Origin of the sequence: Ancylobacter polymorphus, from assembly GCF_030813495.1 — a bacterium.
Lineage (GTDB): Bacteria > Pseudomonadota > Alphaproteobacteria > Rhizobiales > Xanthobacteraceae > Ancylobacter > Ancylobacter polymorphus.
In genome coordinates this window covers 355,110-371,392 of the sequence record NZ_JAUSUI010000002.1, presented here as the reverse complement: position 1 = coordinate 371,392, position 16,283 = coordinate 355,110, and the positions used below count along the sequence as shown (strand labels likewise).

Annotated in this window: 15 protein-coding genes; 12 read left to right on the top strand and 3 right to left on the bottom strand. The window is 67.3% G+C overall.

What is annotated here, in order from left to right:
* Positions 1 to 17 precede the first annotated feature (17 nt).
* From J2S75_RS06060 to J2S75_RS06025, 8 genes are all read left to right on the top strand, one after another.
* On the top strand, positions 18 to 1,175 hold the full coding sequence (locus J2S75_RS06060; RefSeq protein WP_307018914.1) for a transporter substrate-binding domain-containing protein: 1,158 nt from the start codon (positions 18 to 20) through the stop codon (positions 1,173 to 1,175).
* Positions 1,176 to 1,205: 30 nt separating this feature from the next.
* A complete protein-coding gene (locus J2S75_RS06055; protein WP_307018913.1) occupies positions 1,206 to 1,820 on the top strand; it encodes an ANTAR domain-containing response regulator in 615 nt (204 codons plus the stop codon).
* A gap of 268 nt (positions 1,821 to 2,088) precedes the next feature.
* Positions 2,089 to 2,919 carry a nitrilase family protein gene (locus J2S75_RS06050; RefSeq protein WP_370874097.1) on the top strand — a complete coding sequence of 277 codons (831 nt, stop codon included), beginning with the start codon at positions 2,089 to 2,091 and terminating at the stop codon, positions 2,917 to 2,919.
* Positions 2,920 to 2,994: 75 nt separating this feature from the next.
* On the top strand, positions 2,995 to 4,128 hold the full coding sequence (locus tag J2S75_RS06045) for a substrate-binding protein (protein WP_307019157.1): 1,134 nt from the start codon (positions 2,995 to 2,997) through the stop codon (positions 4,126 to 4,128).
* 249 nt (positions 4,129 to 4,377) lie between these two features.
* Positions 4,378 to 5,214: a branched-chain amino acid ABC transporter permease gene (locus tag J2S75_RS06040; protein ID WP_307018911.1), complete on the top strand. Its 837-nt coding sequence runs from the start codon at positions 4,378 to 4,380 to the stop codon at positions 5,212 to 5,214.
* Positions 5,207 to 7,033, top strand: coding sequence for a branched-chain amino acid ABC transporter ATP-binding protein/permease (locus J2S75_RS06035; RefSeq protein WP_307018910.1), 1,827 nt, complete (start codon positions 5,207 to 5,209; stop codon positions 7,031 to 7,033). The genes J2S75_RS06040 and J2S75_RS06035 overlap by 8 nt, the downstream gene beginning before the upstream one ends.
* Entirely contained in the window at positions 7,030 to 7,728 is a 699-nt protein-coding gene (locus J2S75_RS06030) for an ABC transporter ATP-binding protein (RefSeq protein WP_307018909.1), read from the top strand. The genes J2S75_RS06035 and J2S75_RS06030 overlap by 4 nt, the downstream gene beginning before the upstream one ends.
* Positions 7,729 to 7,738: 10 nt before the next feature.
* Positions 7,739 to 8,473, top strand: a complete 735-nt coding sequence (locus tag J2S75_RS06025) for a DUF1028 domain-containing protein (RefSeq protein WP_307018908.1) — start codon at positions 7,739 to 7,741, stop codon at positions 8,471 to 8,473.
* A gap of 140 nt (positions 8,474 to 8,613) precedes the next feature.
* On the opposite strand, the gene J2S75_RS06020 is transcribed toward J2S75_RS06025, so the two are convergent.
* The 3 genes from J2S75_RS06020 to choX all read right to left on the bottom strand — a co-directional run bounded on the left by J2S75_RS06020 (position 8,614) and on the right by choX (position 11,749).
* Positions 8,614 to 8,913, bottom strand: a complete 300-nt coding sequence (locus J2S75_RS06020; protein ID WP_307018907.1) for a hypothetical protein — start codon at positions 8,911 to 8,913, stop codon at positions 8,614 to 8,616.
* Positions 8,914 to 9,163: 250 nt separating this feature from the next.
* The gene (betC, locus tag J2S75_RS06015) at positions 9,164 to 10,702 is read right to left on the bottom strand and encodes a choline-sulfatase (protein WP_307018906.1); all 1,539 of its coding nucleotides are present in this window, start codon (positions 10,700 to 10,702) and stop codon (positions 9,164 to 9,166) included.
* 105 nt (positions 10,703 to 10,807) lie between these two features.
* On the bottom strand, positions 10,808 to 11,749 hold the full coding sequence (gene choX / locus J2S75_RS06010; protein ID WP_307018905.1) for a choline ABC transporter substrate-binding protein: 942 nt from the start codon (positions 11,747 to 11,749) through the stop codon (positions 10,808 to 10,810).
* Positions 11,750 to 11,899: 150 nt separating this feature from the next.
* Between choX and J2S75_RS06005 the strand changes: the two genes are divergently transcribed.
* From J2S75_RS06005 to J2S75_RS05990, 4 genes are all read left to right on the top strand, one after another.
* Positions 11,900 to 12,841, top strand: coding sequence for a LysR family transcriptional regulator (locus J2S75_RS06005; protein ID WP_307018904.1), 942 nt, complete (start codon positions 11,900 to 11,902; stop codon positions 12,839 to 12,841).
* 215 nt (positions 12,842 to 13,056) lie between these two features.
* Positions 13,057 to 14,178: a transporter substrate-binding domain-containing protein gene (locus J2S75_RS06000; RefSeq protein ID WP_307019156.1), complete on the top strand. Its 1,122-nt coding sequence runs from the start codon at positions 13,057 to 13,059 to the stop codon at positions 14,176 to 14,178.
* Complete coding sequence (locus J2S75_RS05995; RefSeq protein ID WP_307018903.1) at positions 14,178 to 14,834, top strand: ANTAR domain-containing response regulator; 657 nt, start codon at positions 14,178 to 14,180, stop codon at positions 14,832 to 14,834. Before J2S75_RS06000 ends, J2S75_RS05995 begins: the two co-directional genes overlap by 1 nt.
* Before the next feature lie 19 nt (positions 14,835 to 14,853).
* Positions 14,854 to 16,092: an urea ABC transporter substrate-binding protein gene (locus J2S75_RS05990; RefSeq protein WP_307018902.1), complete on the top strand. Its 1,239-nt coding sequence runs from the start codon at positions 14,854 to 14,856 to the stop codon at positions 16,090 to 16,092.
* Positions 16,093 to 16,283 lie beyond the last annotated feature (191 nt).

Below are 16,283 nucleotides of genomic sequence, written 5' to 3'. Positions count from 1 at the left end.
GAGACAGGCAGGCGCCGGTGGCGAATTTCGGCAGCGCGGAACAGGGCTCGGGCACGGCGGGGGCCGTCTGGCGGGTCGGCGTGCTGTTCTCCCGCAAGGGGCACATGCGCGAGCCGGAGACCGAGCATTTCCGTGGCACGGCGCTCGCCATCGAAGAGATCAACCTCGCGGGCGGCGTGCTCGGCCGCCCGATCGAGCCGGTGTGCTACGATCCCGAATCGAGCCCGGAACTCTACCGCCGCTATGCCGAGCGGCTGCTGACCGAGGACGGCATCAGCACCATTTTCGGCTGCTGCACCTCGTCCTGCCGCAAGGCGATCCTCGCCACGGTGGAACGGCGCAACGCCCTGCTCTGGTACCCCTCGCTCTATGAGGGTTTCGAATATTCGCCCAACGTCATCTATACCGGCGCGGCGCCGAACCAGAACAGCCTGCAGCTCGCCCGCCATCTGCTCTCGCGCTTCGGGCCGCGCTTCTATCTCGTCGGCTCGGACTACATCTATCCCCATGAATCCAACCGCATCATGCGCGATCTCGTTTCGCGCGAGGGCGGCGAGGTGGTGGCGGAAACCTATGTGCCGGAACAGCCGCACGCGGACCAGATCCGCCGCGTGGTCGAGGATATCCGCCGCCGCGCGCCCTCGGTGGTGTTCTCCACCGTGGTCGGCGAAGGCGCGCATCTGCTCTACCGCGTCTTCCGCGAGGCGGGGCTCGATCCGCGCAGCATGCCCATCGCCAGCCTCACCATGTCGGAAGGCGAAATACGCGCCATCGGGCCGGAACTCTGCATCGGCCACATCACCTCGGCGCCCTATTTCTCCACCGTCGACACCCCGGCCAATCGCCGCTTCGTCGCCGCCTACCGCGCCCGCTTCGGCCGCGACGCGGCGGTGACGATGTATGCGGAAGCCGCCTATTTCCAGATCCACCTCTTCGCCGACGCGCTCCGGCGGGCGAAGTCGCTCGACACGCAGCGCCTCGTCGACGCCGCGCTCGGCACCGAGTTCGACGCGCCGCAGGGCCGCATCCGCATCGACCCCGACAACAACCACACCTATCTGCTGCCGCGCATCGGCATGGTGAACGAGCACGGCGATTTCGACGTGGTGTGGGAGGCGAAGGCGCCGGTGAAGCCCGACCCCTATCTCGTCGACCATATTTACGACCATGCGTGAGGCTTGGGCGAAGGCGAAGAGGCGCGACGCATGAGCGCCTCGCAGCTGATCCAGAACCTGCGCAACATGCGCGTCGCCGTGGTGCATCCGCGCGACCAGGACGGCGAGGACCTCGTGCGCCAGTTGCAGCGCATCGGCTGCCAGGTGCAGGTGGTGTGGCCGCCGCCCGCGCAATTGCCGCTCCCGCTCGATGCGGTGTTCTTCCTGCTCGACCGCGACACGAAAAGCTCGATGCCCTGGCGCATGGCCGACCTCGCCATCGCCCATATCGCCATTGTCGACTACGAGAACCCCACCGTGCTGAAGGCGCTGCTGGATTCCAGCGCCCATGGCGTGCTGGTGCGCCCGATCCGTGCCTCCGGCGTATTGTCCAGCCTCGTGCTCGCCCTGTCGCAGCGCGGCTATGAGGGCCGGCTGCTGGCCAAGATAGCCAAGCTGGAGGACACGCTGCGCACCCGCCGCGACGTGGAGAAGGCGACGCGGCTGTTGATGAGCCTGCGCAACCTCTCCGAGGACGACGCCTACCAGTTCCTGCGCAAGCAGGCGACGGCCAAGCGCGTGCCGATCGGCACCATTGCCGGCTCCATCATCAACGCCCATGCCATGCTGGCCGAGCTCGACCGCGAGGGAGAGAGCGAGAAATGAGCCAACTGCCTAACTGATAGGCATTGCGCCCCCTGCCTCTATCCTCGGCATTTGCGCTTGACAGGCTCCGCCGCCTGCGCTTTGCTACCCCCATCGCTTCGTGAGCGTGGCGGCAGCGTTGCCGCCCTACATCCAGGCTATGCAGCCCTCGATGGTGCCGGAAGGCACTGCCGGGGGCTTTTTGTTTTCACGCCGCGGCGCCCCGCGGCGATCGCAGAGGTGCGCCTTCATGCCGGTCTCAAGCCTTGTCCGCGTCGCCTGCATCCAGATGGAGCCGCGCTTCGGCGACACCAGCGCCAATGTCGCGCATTCGCTCGGCCTCATCGCCCGTGCGGCCGAGGGCGGCGCCAAGCTGATCGTGCTGCCGGAACTCGCCAATACCGGCTACGTGTTCGAGACCCGCGAGGAAGCCTTCGGCCTCGCCGAGACCATTCCCGACGGGCCGAGCTGCCAGGCCTGGGCGAAGATCGCCAAGGAGCGCGGCCTGCACATCGTCGCCGGCATCACCGAGCGCGAGGGCACGGCGCTCTACAACAGCGCGGTCGTCATCGGACCGGAGGGCCATATCGGCACCTATCGCAAGATGCATCTGTGGGGCAACGAGAACCTGTTCTTCGAGCCCGGCAATAACGGCTTCCCGGTGTTCCACACCGCGCTCGGGCGCATCGGTGTCGCCATCTGCTACGATGGCTGGTTCCCCGAGACCTACCGGCTGCAGGCGCTGCAGGGTGCGGATATCGTCTGCGTGCCCACCAACTGGGTGCCGATCCCCGGCCAGGCGGAGGGGCGCGAGGCGATGGCCAACATCCTCGCCATGGCCGCCGCCCATTCCAACTCGCTCTACATCGCCTGCGCCGACCGCATCGGCACCGAGCGCGGCCAGCCCTTCGAGGGGCAAAGCCTGATCCTCAGCTATACCGGCTGGCCCGCCGCCGGCCCGGCGAGCCGCGACGGCGAGGAGATCGTCTCCGCCGAGATCGACCTCGGCGCCGCCCGCCGCGCCCGCAACTGGAACGACTTCAACCAGGTGCTGCGCGACCGCCGCACCGATGTCTATGCCGAGATGCTCGGCGCGCCGATTTCCCGGGGCTGGTACTAGAGCCCCGCTTCTCTCCACCGCTGCCAAAAACCCATAACCTTCCGGAGAAAGCCTATGTCCCGTCTCTCGCTGCTGATGGCCGGCGTGTTCGCCGCCGGCCTTCTCACTGGGCCGGCGCTCGCCGCCGACACCATCACCATCGGCATTCCCGTCGGCCTGTCCGGCGCGAACTCCGTGGTCGCCCCCTCCGTCGTCCAGTCCGCCGAGCTGGCGGTGGAAGAGATCAACGCCAAGGGCGGCATCCTCGGCAAGAAAGTGGTGCTTGAGGTCGCCGACGACGCCTCCGGCGCGGCCGGCGCGCAGAAGGCGTTCGACTCGCTGATCTTCCAGAAGAAGGTCGACGTGCTGATCTCCATGGAGACCTCGGCGGCGCGCAATGCCGGCCTGCCGATCGTCAATCGCGGCAAGGTGCCCTACATCTACACCTCGTTCTATGAGGGCCGCTCCTGCAGCCCCTATATGTATGTGAACGCCTGGGTGCCGGACCAGCAGGTCGCCCCCATTGTCGACTTCTTCAACAAGGAAGGCGCCAAGACCTATTTCCTGATCGGTTCGGACTACGCCTTCGGCCGCGGCATGCTGGCCTTCACCAAGGCCTATATCGAAAAGACCGGCGGCAAGGTCGTGGGCGACGAATACGCCCCGATGGACGCCACCGACTGGACCGCCATCCTCTCCAAGGTGAAGGCGGCCAACCCCGACGCCATCATCACCTCCACCGCCGGTGGCGCGCCGAATGTGACGCTGACCAAGCAGCTGCGCGCGGCGGGCATCAAGTCGCTCTATGGCAACCTCGCCGTCGATGAAGGCACGGCCAAGGCGATGGGCCCGGATGCCGAGGGCATCTATATCGCCGGCTCCTACTTCACCAATATCGACACCCCCGCCAACAAGGCGTTCCTCGCCGCGATGGAGAAGAAGTTCGGCAAGGACCTGAAGACCCCGAACGACCTCTCCGTGCCGGAATATGAAGCCGTCTACGCCTATAAGGCGGCGGTGGAGAAGGCCGGCACGACGGATGCCGCCAAGGTGATCCCGGCGCTGGCGGAAGTCGCGGTGGAAGGCCCGCGCGGCACCATCGTCATGAACAAGCAGCGCCACGCGCCGCTGACCATGTATCTCGGCCAGGTGAAGGCCGACGGCTCGGTCGGCATCATCTCCAGCTTCAAGGACGTGGATCCCGGCGAGCAGTGCCCGAAGCTGAAGTGAGCCATTCGCCTTCCGCCCCTGTCCTGCGGGAGAGGGGCGGAGCGTGCATGGTGAGGGTCGCGGCTTCTCTACCTGCCCGCCGGGCCCCTCACCCCATCCCTCTCCCCGCCGGGGAGAGGGGGCCGGCGGCACCGATGGCGCGAACCTTGCGGCCCGCCTTGCGACATCATCCTGAGGTGCCCGGAAAAGCCGGGCTTTGAGGGATGACGTGACCCGGCCCGCCGTGCCTCCAACCCCAAAGGACTTCGCATGATCGCCCAGACGCTGGACATCGTGACGACCGCCGCCATCCTCTATGCGGTGGCGACCGGGCTGCTGCTCGTGTTCGGCGTCATGAAGATCATCAATTTCGCCCATGGCGGACTGATGACCCTCGGCGGCTATGCCGCGCTCGTCACCACCCAGGCCGGGCTCAACCCGTGGCTCGCCATTCCCATCGCCGCCTTGTTCGGCGGCGTGACCGGCATGGCCATCGAGCGCTTCGTGGTGCGCCCGCTCTATTCCCGCCCGCTCGACGCCATCCTCGCCACCTGGGGCCTGTCGATCATCATCGGCCAGCTTATCACCCTCGCCTTCGGACGCGGCGTGCAGTTCACCCAGTCGCCGCTGAGCGGCACCATCGACATTCTCGGCGAGGGCTATTCCGCCTATCGCCTCGCCCTTGTCGGCATCGCCGCCCTGCTGGGCCTCGCCCTCACGGCCCTGCTGCAGGGGACAAGGCTGGGGCTGGAGACGCGGGCGGTGATCATGAACGAGGATCTGGCGCGCGGGCTCGGCATCAATAGCGGGCTGGTGCGCTTCCTCACCTTCACCCTCGGCTCGGCGCTGGCCGGCATTGCCGGCGCGCTCATCACCCCCTTGTCGAGCGTCGATCCCGCCATGGGCGTGCCCTGGCTTGTCAACGCTTTCATGCTGGTGCTGGTGTCAGGCGCCTCGCTGGTCAGCCTGCTGTTCGCCTGCCTGGTGCTGGGCGGGGCGCAGGTGCTGGTGGCCACCCATTTCAGCCCGGTTCTCGGAGGTCTCACCATCGCCGTGCTCGCCGCCATCATTCTGCGCCTGCGTCCGCAGGGGTTCGCCCGTGACTGAAGCGCGCCGCCTGTCCCTCATCCTCGCCGTCGCCCTGCTCGCGCTGGCGGCGATCTTCGCCGGGCCCTATGTGCTCGACACCTATTCGGTGAACGTGCTCACCCGCTCGCTGCTCTATGCGGCGGTGGCGCTGACGGTGGACCTGCTGTGGGGCTTCCTCGGCATCCTCACCTTCGGCCAGTCGGTGTTCTTCGCCTGCGGCGCCTATGCGGCGGGGCTGGTCTTCACCCATCTCGACTTCTCTACCGGCAATGCCGTGCTCGCCCTCGCGCTCGGCGTCGGCGGGGCGCTGCTGGTGGCGGCGATCGTCGGCTGGCTCGCCTTCTGGCACGGCGCCTCGGCGCTCTATGCCTCGGTCATCACGCTGGTACTGCCCATCGTGGCGACGCAGCTGCTCTATTCCGGCGGCACCTTCACCGGCTCGTCGAGCGGGCTGTCCGGCTTCATGAGCTTCGATTTGTCGATGGAAGCCTGGTTCTGGCTGGCGGGCGGCTTCCTCGTCCTCGTGACCACGGCCGCCTATATCTTCGTCAAGAGCGATGCCGGCAAGCTCCTGGTCGCCGTGCGCGAGAACGAGCAGCGCTGCAAATATCTCGGCCTCGACACGTCGCGGCTGAAGATCCTCGTTTATCTCGCCTGCGCCGCCATCGGCGCCATCGCCGGCTATATCTATGCCGGCTATGCGATGGTGGTGGCGCCGGAACTTGCCGGCTTCGTCTTCGGCACCGAGCTGGTCATCTGGACCGCGCTCGGCGGGCGCGGCACGCTGCTCGGCCCGGTGTTCGGCGCGCTGATCGTCGATTATGAGAGCGCGCAGCTCGCCGGCGACTATCCCTTCGTCTGGCAGCTCATCATCGGCGTGCTGTTCGTGCTGGTCATCGTCGCCTTCCCGCGCGGCCTGCTGCCCGTGCTGTTCGACCTGCCGCGCCGGCTCGTCGGTCTCCTCCGTCCGCGCCGCGCCGCCCCGGCGGCCAGCGTGCGGCTTTCCACCCTCGACGCGGCGGAAACGCAGGGCGTCGAGCCGGGCGAGGGGCCGGCGCTCAGCGTTGCCGGCGTCGCCAAGCGCTTCGGCAGCCTCACCGTGCTGGAAGCCATCGATTTCGAGGCGCGTGCCGGCGAACTCGTCAGCCTTGTCGGCCCCAATGGCGCCGGCAAGACCACGCTGATGCGCTGCATCGCCGATGGCGCGGAACGTTCCGCCGGCAGCATCGCCGTCAATGGCTACGACATCGGCCGCAAGCCGCCGGAAGCCTGCGTCGCGCTCGGCGTCGGCCGCAAGTTCCAGATGGCCAATGTGTTCGAAACGCTCACCGTCGCCCAGTGCCTGCAGATCGCCCGTGTGCGCCATGCCCGGCCTTCGCTGTGGCGGCGCGCCGAGGTCCTGCCGCTCCCCGAGGCGGCGATGCATGTCATCGCCACCACGGGGCTGGACAAGCAGCTTTCCACCCCGGCGCATCTGCTCTCGCACGGCATGAAGCAGGCGCTGGAACTCGCCATGGTGCTGGCGCTGGAGCCGCGCGTGCTGCTGCTGGACGAGCCCACCGCCGGCCTCACCAAGACCGAGCGCATGCAGATCGGCGCCATCCTCATCGAGCTGACCAAGAAACAGGGCCTGTGCGTGCTGCTGGTGGAGCACGATCTCGACTTCGTGCGCGAGATTTCCTCCCGCGTCATCGTCCTGCACCAGGGCCATATCGTGCTCGACGGCTCGGTGGAGGAGGTGGTCGCCTCCGAACTCGTGAAGCAGGTCTATGCCGGTTCCGGCCATGCCGGCATCGACCATGAAACCGCCCCCGCGCCCAAGGAGATGCCGGCATGAGCCTCCTCGCCGTCGATCATCTCTCCAGCGGCTATGCCGGCGCGGTGGTGCTGCGCGAGGTGAGCCTCGCCATCGCGCCCGGCGAGATCCTCGCCGTGCTCGGCAAGAACGGCATGGGCAAGTCCACCCTGCTGAAATCGGTCATGGGCTTCCTGCCGAAAATGACCGGCACCGTGGCCATTGCCGGCGCGGAGGCCACACGCCTCGCCCCCCACCGCGTCGCCCGCCTCGGTGTGGGCTATGTGGCGCAGGAAAAGGCGCTGTTCCAGGACATGAGCGTGGAGGAAAATCTCCGCCTCGCCGTACGCCGCCCGGATTTCGAGGCCGCACTCGCCGAGGTGGAAGCCTCCTTCCCCTTCCTGCTCCAGCGCCTCAAGCAGCGCGCCGGCACGCTCTCGGGCGGCGAGCAGAAAATGCTGCTGATGGCCCGCTCGCTGGCCACGGGGGCGAAGCTGCTGCTGGTCGACGAGATCACCGAAGGCCTGCAGCCCTCGGTCATCGACCGGCTCGCCGGCGTCATCCGCAGCGCCCGCGAGCGTCATGGCACCACCATGCTGCTGGTGGAGCAGCATCTGCCCTTCGCCTTGGCGGTGGCGGACCGCTGGGCGGTGCTGGACCGGGGCGAGATCGCCGAGACCGGCGCCACCTCGGAGCCGGATTCCCGCGCGCGGGTGCTGAAACATCTGAGCGTGTGAGGTAAGTGGCATGACCTTCTCCATCGTCGCCCGCTGCCCGTCCACCGGCCTCTTCGGCGTCGCGGTCGCCACCGCCGTGCCGGCGGTGGGCTCCATGTGCCCGTTCTCGCGGGCGAAGGTCGGCGCCGCCTCCACCCAGTCCTGGGTCAATCCCTATCTCGCGCTCGGCGTGCTCGACGCCATCGCCGCCGGCACGCCGGCACGTGCGGCGCTTCAAGCGGCACTGGCGGCGGATGCGGCGCGCGAACTGCGCCAGATCGGCGTGGTGGATCACGCTGGCGAAGCCGCCGCCTTCACCGGCGCCGACTGCACGCCCTGGTGCGGGCAGGAAATCGGCGACGGTTTCGCCGTGCAGGGCAACATGCTCACCGGCGCGCAGGTGATCGACGCCATGGCGGGCGCCTTCCGCATGAGCGCGGGGCAAAGGCTCGACGAGCGGCTGATGCGGGCGCTGGAAGCCGGCGACGCCGCCGGCGGCGACAGGCGCGGGCGGCAGTCCGCGAGCCTTCGGGTGCAGGGCGAGGAGGATTATTGCGCGCTGGACCTGCGGGTGGACGAACACGCCCAGCCGGTCACCGAGCTGCGGCGCGTGCTGGAGATCGCCCGGCTGCAACTCGTGCCCTTCATCGAGGGCATGCCCCGGCGCGGCATTGCCGCCGGGCCGGCGCCGGAATCCGTCACCTCCATGCTGGCGCTCACCCCGCCGGACCGTCCCGGCGGCGGCGGAAGCCGCCGCTTAACCTGAGACAGCGGCGGCGGAAGCCGACGCCCGGCCTAAGCAATCGGCGGCGGAAGCCGGCCCGACGGACCGGATACGAAAAAACGGCGGCCCCGGAAGGAGCCGCCGCAAAGTCGCATCGAGAAACGCTGTGTTTAAGGCCGCACTCAGTCGGTGCTGCGCGCGTTCTGCTCGATCTGGTTGGCGATATAGGGCTCGACGCCCTGGGTGTTCGGGCCGCGCATGCTGCGGCTGTCATACATGCCGCCCTCATACATCGTCGTGGCGTTACGGCCCTCGGTGACGGTGCCGCGCTGCGACCAGCCGCCCTGCTGCGTCGCATTATGGTTCTGCGACCAGCCGGACGGGGCGCCGGGGCCGGCATTGTAGCCCTGGGCGAGAGCGGGGCCGGCGAAAGCAGCGGCAAGAACAGCACCAATCACCGGAATGGAAACGGTCTTCTTCATAATCAACATCCTTTGAAGAGCGCGACAATTCGACACGATATCCGGCATCAAAAAAGGTCGCGATTTCGGGTTCGACACGCATTCACCTCGCCGGAACCGCACGGCCCGGCCGGTGAATCTGCTGGTACAACGTAGGCCAGCCGCGATGGTTTCCGCGAATTGGTGTGTGCGAGATCGCAAGCGCGTGATGCGGCGCAACTCATCTTCGCGGCAGTGCGGCAAGCCGGGGTGCGCGCCCGGGGGGGCGCCGCTACTCGCCGCGCGGAAAACGCTGGTTCTCTTCCAGCACGTTCAGGTCCATATGGTTGCGCATGTAACGCTCGGACGCCTTTTGCAGCGGCTGGAAATCCCAGGGGTAATAGGCGCCGTTGCGCAGCGCCGCATACACCACATGCCGCCGCGCCTGGCTGGCGCGCACCTCGGCGTCGAAGCGGGCGAGGTCCCAGCGGGCGTCCATCGCCGCCGTCATCGCCGCCATCACCCCGGCGCAGGCCGGGTCCTGCGCCCGGTTGACCAATTCCTGCGGGTCCTCGTCGAGGTTGGTCAGGATCGGCGGATCGAGATCGCACAGGATGAGCTTCCACGGCCCGTCGCGCAAAGCCACCAGCGGCGCATAGGAGCCTTCCGCCGCATATTCCATCGGCACCGGCGAGCGCTCGCCCGTGCCCTTCGCCGGCCCGACGAGGCTCTCGCCATCGGTCCAGGGCAGCACGCCGCCGAGGTCGAGCCCGACCAGCTCCGCCAAAGTCGGCAGCACGTCGAGCGTGGAGGCGGCACGGTCGATCCGGCCGGCGGGCAGGCCGGGAGCGGCAATCATCAGCGGCACTCTCGCCGAGCCTTCCAGGAAGTTCATCTTGAACCACAGGCCGCGCTCGCCCAGCATGTCGCCATGGTCGGAGACGAAGACGACGATCGTGTCGTCGCTTAGCCGGCAACGCTCCAGCACGTCGAGCAGTTCGCCGATCTTTTCGTCGACATAGGAGATGTTGGCGAAATAGGCCCGGCGGGAGCGCCGCACATCCTCGTCCGTCACATGGCTGGCAGCATGGTCGCTCGCCAGCATCAGGCGTTGGGCATGCGGGTCCTGCTCCTCGAAGGCAATGGGCGGCACCACAGGGTCCAGCGCCGGGCAGTCCTCATAAAGGTCCCAGAAGCGCTTGCGGGCGACATAGGGGTCGTGCGGGTGGGTGAAGCTCACGGTGAGGCACCAGGGCCGCGCATCGTGCCCGCGCGCGAGATCATAGAGCTTGCGCGCGGCGTGATAGGCCACCTCGTCGTCATATTCCAGCTGGTTGGTGATCTCCGCCACCCCGGCGCCGGTGACGGAGCCCAGATTGTGGTACCACCAGTCGATCCGCTCGCCGGGGCGCGTATAGTCCGGCGTCCAGCCGAAATCGGCGGGATAGATGTCGGTGGTCAGCCGCTCCTCATAGCCGTGCAGCTGGTCCGGCCCGACGAAATGCATCTTGCCCGACAGCGCGGTGTGATAACCGGCGCGGCGCAGATGGTGGGCGAAGGTCGGGATATCAGAGGTGAACTCGGCGGCATTGTCATAGACCCGCGTGCGGCTGGGCAGCTGGCCCGACATGAAGGAAGCCCGCGCCGGCGCGCAGAGCGGGCTCGCCGTATAGGTGTTGGCGAAGCGCGCGGAGCGATCGGCGAGGGCCCGCAGATGCGGCGCGTGCAGAAAGTCCGCCGGCCCATCCGGGAAGAACGTGCCGTTCAGCTGGTCGACCATCAGGATGAGGATGTTCGGGCGGGCGGGCGAAGGGGTCGGCGTCGCGGTCATGGCACGGTCCACGCGGCAGGCTTGGGCGAGAGCTTGGGCGAGTTCTTGGGCGAGTTCTTGGGCGGAGGAAGGGCCGGCAGCGCCGCCGCCGGCCTCATTGAGGGTTCACAGGCCGAGCGAGGCCTTCACCGCCGGCAGGCCCGGCTTGCCGTCAAAGGTGGTCACGCCGGCGAGCCAGGGGCCGAGCACGTCGGGCTTGGCCTTCAGCAGCGCCTTGGCCGCCGCCTTGGGGTCCTGCCCGTCATCGAGAATCTTGCCCATCATGGTGTTCTCCATGGCGAGGTCGAATTTGAGCTGCTTGAAGAAGGTCGCCGCGTTCGGGCACTCGCCCGCCCAGCCGGCGCGGGCGAGGGTGCGCACGTCGGCACCGCCGAAATTGGCGCCGAAATAGGCGTCGCCGCCGGAGAGATAGGTGAGGTCAAACGTCTCGTTCATCGGGTGCGGCGCCCAGGCGAGGAAGACGATCCAGCTCTTGCCGTTCTGCGCACGCTTCACCTGCGCCAGCATCGCCTGCTCGCCCGATTCCACCACCTTCCAGCCCTTGAGGCCGAAATCATTGGCGTCGATCATCTTCAGGATGTTCTGGTTGGCCGGCGCGCCGGGCTCGATGCCGTAGATCTTGCCGTCGAACTTGTCGGCGTTGGCGGCGAGATCCTTGAAGTCCTTCACCCCGGCCTCGGCGACATAGCTCGGCACGGCGAGGGTGAACTTGGCGCCTTCGAGATTGGTGGCGAGCACGTCCACCGCCTTCGCCTCATTCAGCGCGTCGATGAATTTCTGCTGCGCCGGCATCCAGTTGCCGAGGAACACGTCGATATTGCCGTTCTTCATCGACTCGTAGCCGATCGGCACCGACAGCGTCTTCACATCCTGGGCATAGCCGAGCCCCTCCAGCAGCACGCCGGCAATGGCGTTGGTGGAGGTGATGTCGGTCCAGCCGGGGTCCGACATGCGGATGGTCTTGCAGGCGGGGGCGTCGGCCGCGAAAGCGGGGCCGGCGAGGAGGAGCAGGGAAAGGGCCGAAGCGGCCAGTGTCAGACGGGTCATCGGGGTCACCTCTGGAAGCATTGAGACAGGTGAGATGCTCAAGGGCCCGCCTTGTCGAGCGGCGGCTTTCCTTGCCTGAGGGGTATCAGGCAGTTAAATGTGGTGGGCTGTGAAGCCCGATATTTTCGATGTTTGACATAAGCTGCATCTATGTCTGAGCGACCTCTCGATCTTGGCTGGATGCGTGTGTTCGAGGCGGTGGGGCGGCTCGGCTCGCTCACCGCCGCGGCGCGCGCGCTCGGCCTGTCGCAACCGGCGGTGAGCTATGTGGTGCGCGAGCTGGAAACCCAGCTCGGCACGCCGCTTCTGCTGCGCGGCCACCGCGGCAGCACGCTCTCCCCCGCCGGCGAGGTGCTGCACCGGGCGAGCGCGGCGGCGGTGGCGGAAATCGACGGCGCCGCCCGCGCGGTGCGCCGGCTCAGCCGCCGCCCCGTGGTGCGGCTGTTCACCGATTATGGCTTCGCCTCGTTCTGGATGATGCCGCGCGTCGCCGCCTTCCGGCAGGTGCGGCCGGAAACGGATGTGCACATCATCGCCTCCACCAGCGCCGATCCCGGCCTCGACGGGGCCGAGGATGTCGCCGTGCTGTTCGGCGCCCGGCGCGACTTTCCGCCTGAGAGCGTGCAGCTGGTGGAGGAACGCATCTGGCCGGTGTGCAGCCCGGCCTTCGCCGCCCGCCACGGCCTCGGCGGCGATCCGGCGCGCATCGGCAATTTGCCGCTGCTGCATCTGGAAAGCACGCCGCACCCGCGCTGGTTCGGCTGGAGCGACTGGTTCGCGGCGATGGGGCTGGCGCGCGGCCCGGCGGCCAGCGATCTCAGCCTCAACACCTATGGCCTCGTGGTGCAGGCGGCGATGGCGGATCAGGGCGTCGCGCTCGGCTGGGCCGGGCTGATCGACGGCGCGCTGGCCGACGGCACGCTGGTCGCGGTGGGCCCGCCGCTGGCGCGGGGCGAGACCGGCTATTGGCTGGTGCCCGGCCCCTCTCTGTCCGATCCCGCCCGCGACCTCATCGACTGGATCCTGCGCGAGGCGCAGGCGGTGTCACCGCCGGACCCGGCGCTCACCCCCACGCGCGAAAAAGCTTCTTGACAAGAAGGTAACTTCACGCGAGCCTAGAAAACGAGCGGCGGGCAAGGATGCCCATTGTCGCGGCACTTTCGGTCAACATTTCCAACGACGGCGTGTCAACGCTGGCTGGTTGGTGGCAACGACGCCCACGGCCTGACGGCCGGCGGGCGTTTTTTGTTTTGGGCTTCGGCCCGGCATTGGAGCGATACGTGGCGAAGCACTTCCGCATCGGCGTCATGTTCTCGACCACGGGACCCTACAATGTGGTCGCGCGCTCGATGCTGAACGGCGCCCTGCTGGCGGTGGCGGAGCGCCCGGCGCCCGGCCTCACCATCGAGCCGGTCGTGGTCAATCCCGGCGGCGAACTTCCCCGCTATGCCGCGCTCAGCCGGGAGCTTCTGCATGACGGCATCCGCCATGTCGTGGGCTGCTACACCTCGTCGAGCCGCAAGGAAGTCATTCCCTGCTTCGAGAAGCATGACGGCCTGCTCTGGTACCCTTCCCATTATGAGGGCTTCGAGAGCTCCGGCAATGTCATCTACACCGGCGCCTCGCCCAACCAGCATGTGCTGCCGCTGGTCGATCACGCGCTGGCGACGCTCGGTAGTTCCGCCTTCTGCGTCGGCTCCAACTATATCTGGGCGTGGGAGAACACCCGCATCTTCCGCGAGGCGATGACCGCGCGCGGGGCCCGCGTGCTGGCGGAACGCTATGTGCCGGTGGGCGACACCGAGATCGACCAGGTGGTCGAGGCCATTCTGGAAGCGCGTCCCGCTTTCGTGTTCAACAATCTCATCGGCACCAGCAACTACGCCTTCTTCCGCGCCTTCCGCGCCGCCTGCGCCGCACGCGGCATCGACCAGCGCACGACCTTCCCGGTGGTCAGCTGCACCCTTTCCGAGCCGGAGCTGGAGGAGATCGGCCAGGAAGCGGTGGACGGGCACCTGTCCTCCTCGGTCTATTTCTCCTCCCTCGCCTCGCCCGCCAATGCCGCCTTCACCCGCTTCTATGACGAGACCTTCCCGGAAGGCCCCACCACCTCGGCCGATGCGGAAGCCTCCTATATCGCGATGAAACTGCTCATCCTCTCGCTGGCGGAGAGCGGCACCGACGATGTGGAGACGGTGAAGGAAGCCGCCACCCGCCAGCATCTGCTCGCCCCGCAGGGCGAGGTACGGATCGACCCGCAGACGCTGCACGCCTATCTCACGCCACGAATCGGCATTTCCAATGCGCAGGCGCGCTTCGACATTCTGGTCGAAGCGCCCGGCCCGGTCCGGCCCGACCCCTATCTCGTCCAGTCCTCGCCGCGCTATGCGGTCGCTGCCCGCAACGCGACACTGAGAGTGGTGAAGTGATGGCACCTCGGCTGCTGCAGAACTTCAATGGCGGGCGGGCGCACATCGTCACGTCGAGCCTCACCGCCGTGGAAGCGCTGGAAAAGACGCTGGGCAAGCTCGGCGTCGCCACCGTCTATCCCGCCCTCATCGACGGGCGGGCGCAGATCGACCTCGCGGCGCTGCAGCCCGAGCGCGACATCCTGTTCATCGACGGCGATCTCGACAATCCGGTGGCGCTCGACACCGATGCGGGGGCGCATCATCCCCCCGTTCCGGTCATCGGCCTTGTCGGCGTCGAAGCGCCGAGCCGGCTCAAGCACCTGGTGCAGATCGGCGCCTCCGCCTTCCTGCGCAAGCCCGTGCAGGGCGGCGCGGTCTACACCGCGCTGTTCCTCGGCATCAACCAGTTCCTGTTGCGGGGCGACCTCCGGGCCCGCCTCGACGACATGGATCGCCGCCGGCGGGGTCGCCGCGCGGTGGTCAAGGCCATCATCGCCCGCATGAATGAGGCGGGCGTGGATGACGACGAGGCCTATGAATGGCTTCGGCGCGAAAGCATGCGCTCGCGGCAGACCCTTGAGGCCTATTGCGAGGCGTTCGTGACGGCGAGGGCTGGCCCCCTCGATGAACCCGTGCAGTTCCGCCCGGCGGAACCCAGCGCGGGAAAAAGATAACCTTTCACAGGAGAGTAAGATGAACGGGAAGACCATGCGAGGGCTGCGTGCCGCAGCCCTCACGGGGACGCTTTTGCTCAGCGTCGCCAATGCTTTCGCTGCCGATCCGATCAAGCTCGGCGTGCTGGAAGACCAGTCCGGCGACTTCGCCGCCGCCACCATCGGCAAGGTGCACGCCATCCAGCTCGCCGCCGAGGAGATCAACAAGGCCGGCGGCATCGATGGCCGCCCGCTCGAACTGGTGATCTACGACACCCAGTCCGACAATACCCGCTACCAGGAGTTCATGCGCCGCGTGCTGCAGCGCGACAAGGTGGACGTGGTGTTCGCCGGCTTCTCTTCCGCCTCGCGCGAAGCCTACCGCCCGATCGTCAACCAGTTCGACGGCCTTGCCTTCTACAACAACCAGTATGAAGGCGGCGTCTGCGACGCCAACATGATCGTCACCGGCGCGGTGCCCGAGCAGCAGTTCTCCACCCTCATCCCGTGGATGATGGAGAAGTACGGCAAGAAGGTCTACACGCTCGCCGCCGACTACAACTTCGGCCAGATCTCGGCCGAATGGGTGCGCAACATCGTCAAGGAGCATGGCGGCGAAATGGTCGGCGAGGATTTCATCCCGCTCGGCGTGTCGCAGTTCTCGCAGAACATCCAGAACATCCAGAAGGCGAAGCCCGACTTCGTGGTGACGCTGCTGGTCGGCACCGCCCAGGCTTCCTATTACGAGCAGGCTGCCGCCGCCAACGTCAACCTGCCGATGGCGTCTTCCGTGAACGTCGGCCAGGGCTATGAGCACAAGCGCTTCAAGCCGCCATCGCTCAAGGACATGTACGTCACCACCAACTACATCGAAGAGATCGACACCCCGGCCTCGAAGGACTTCTTCGCCAAGTTCAAGGCGAAGTTCCCGGACGAGCCCTATGTGAACCAGGAAGCCGAGAACTCCTATCTCGCGGTCTATCTCTACAAGCAGATGGTGGAGCGGGCGAAGTCGACCAAGCGCGACGATTTGCGCAAGGAGATCGCCAAGGGCGATGTCTGCATGGACGCTCCCGAGGGCAAGGTCTGCCTCGACCCGAAGAGCCAGCACATGTCGCACACCATCTATCTCGCCAAGGTGGGCGCCGATCACTCCATCACCTTCCCGAAGGTGTGGGAGGGCATCAAGCCGTACTGGCTGGGCGAAGCCGGCTGCGACCTGACCAAGAGCGACCCGAGCGCGCAGTACACGCCCTCCAACCCGCCGCCGAAGAACTGAGCGGTCACGGCAGGAAGGGCTGGCAGGCAACTCTCGCCATGTCATCCCGGCCAAGCGAAGCGCCGAGCCGGGATCGCCAGCCGAATGGTTACGCGATCCCGGAGACGGCCTCCGGCCGTTCCGGGATGACGACGTGACGTTCGCGCCATCCCTCCACCCCATCCGGGCGGCCGCCCTGTCCCCCCTCGGCG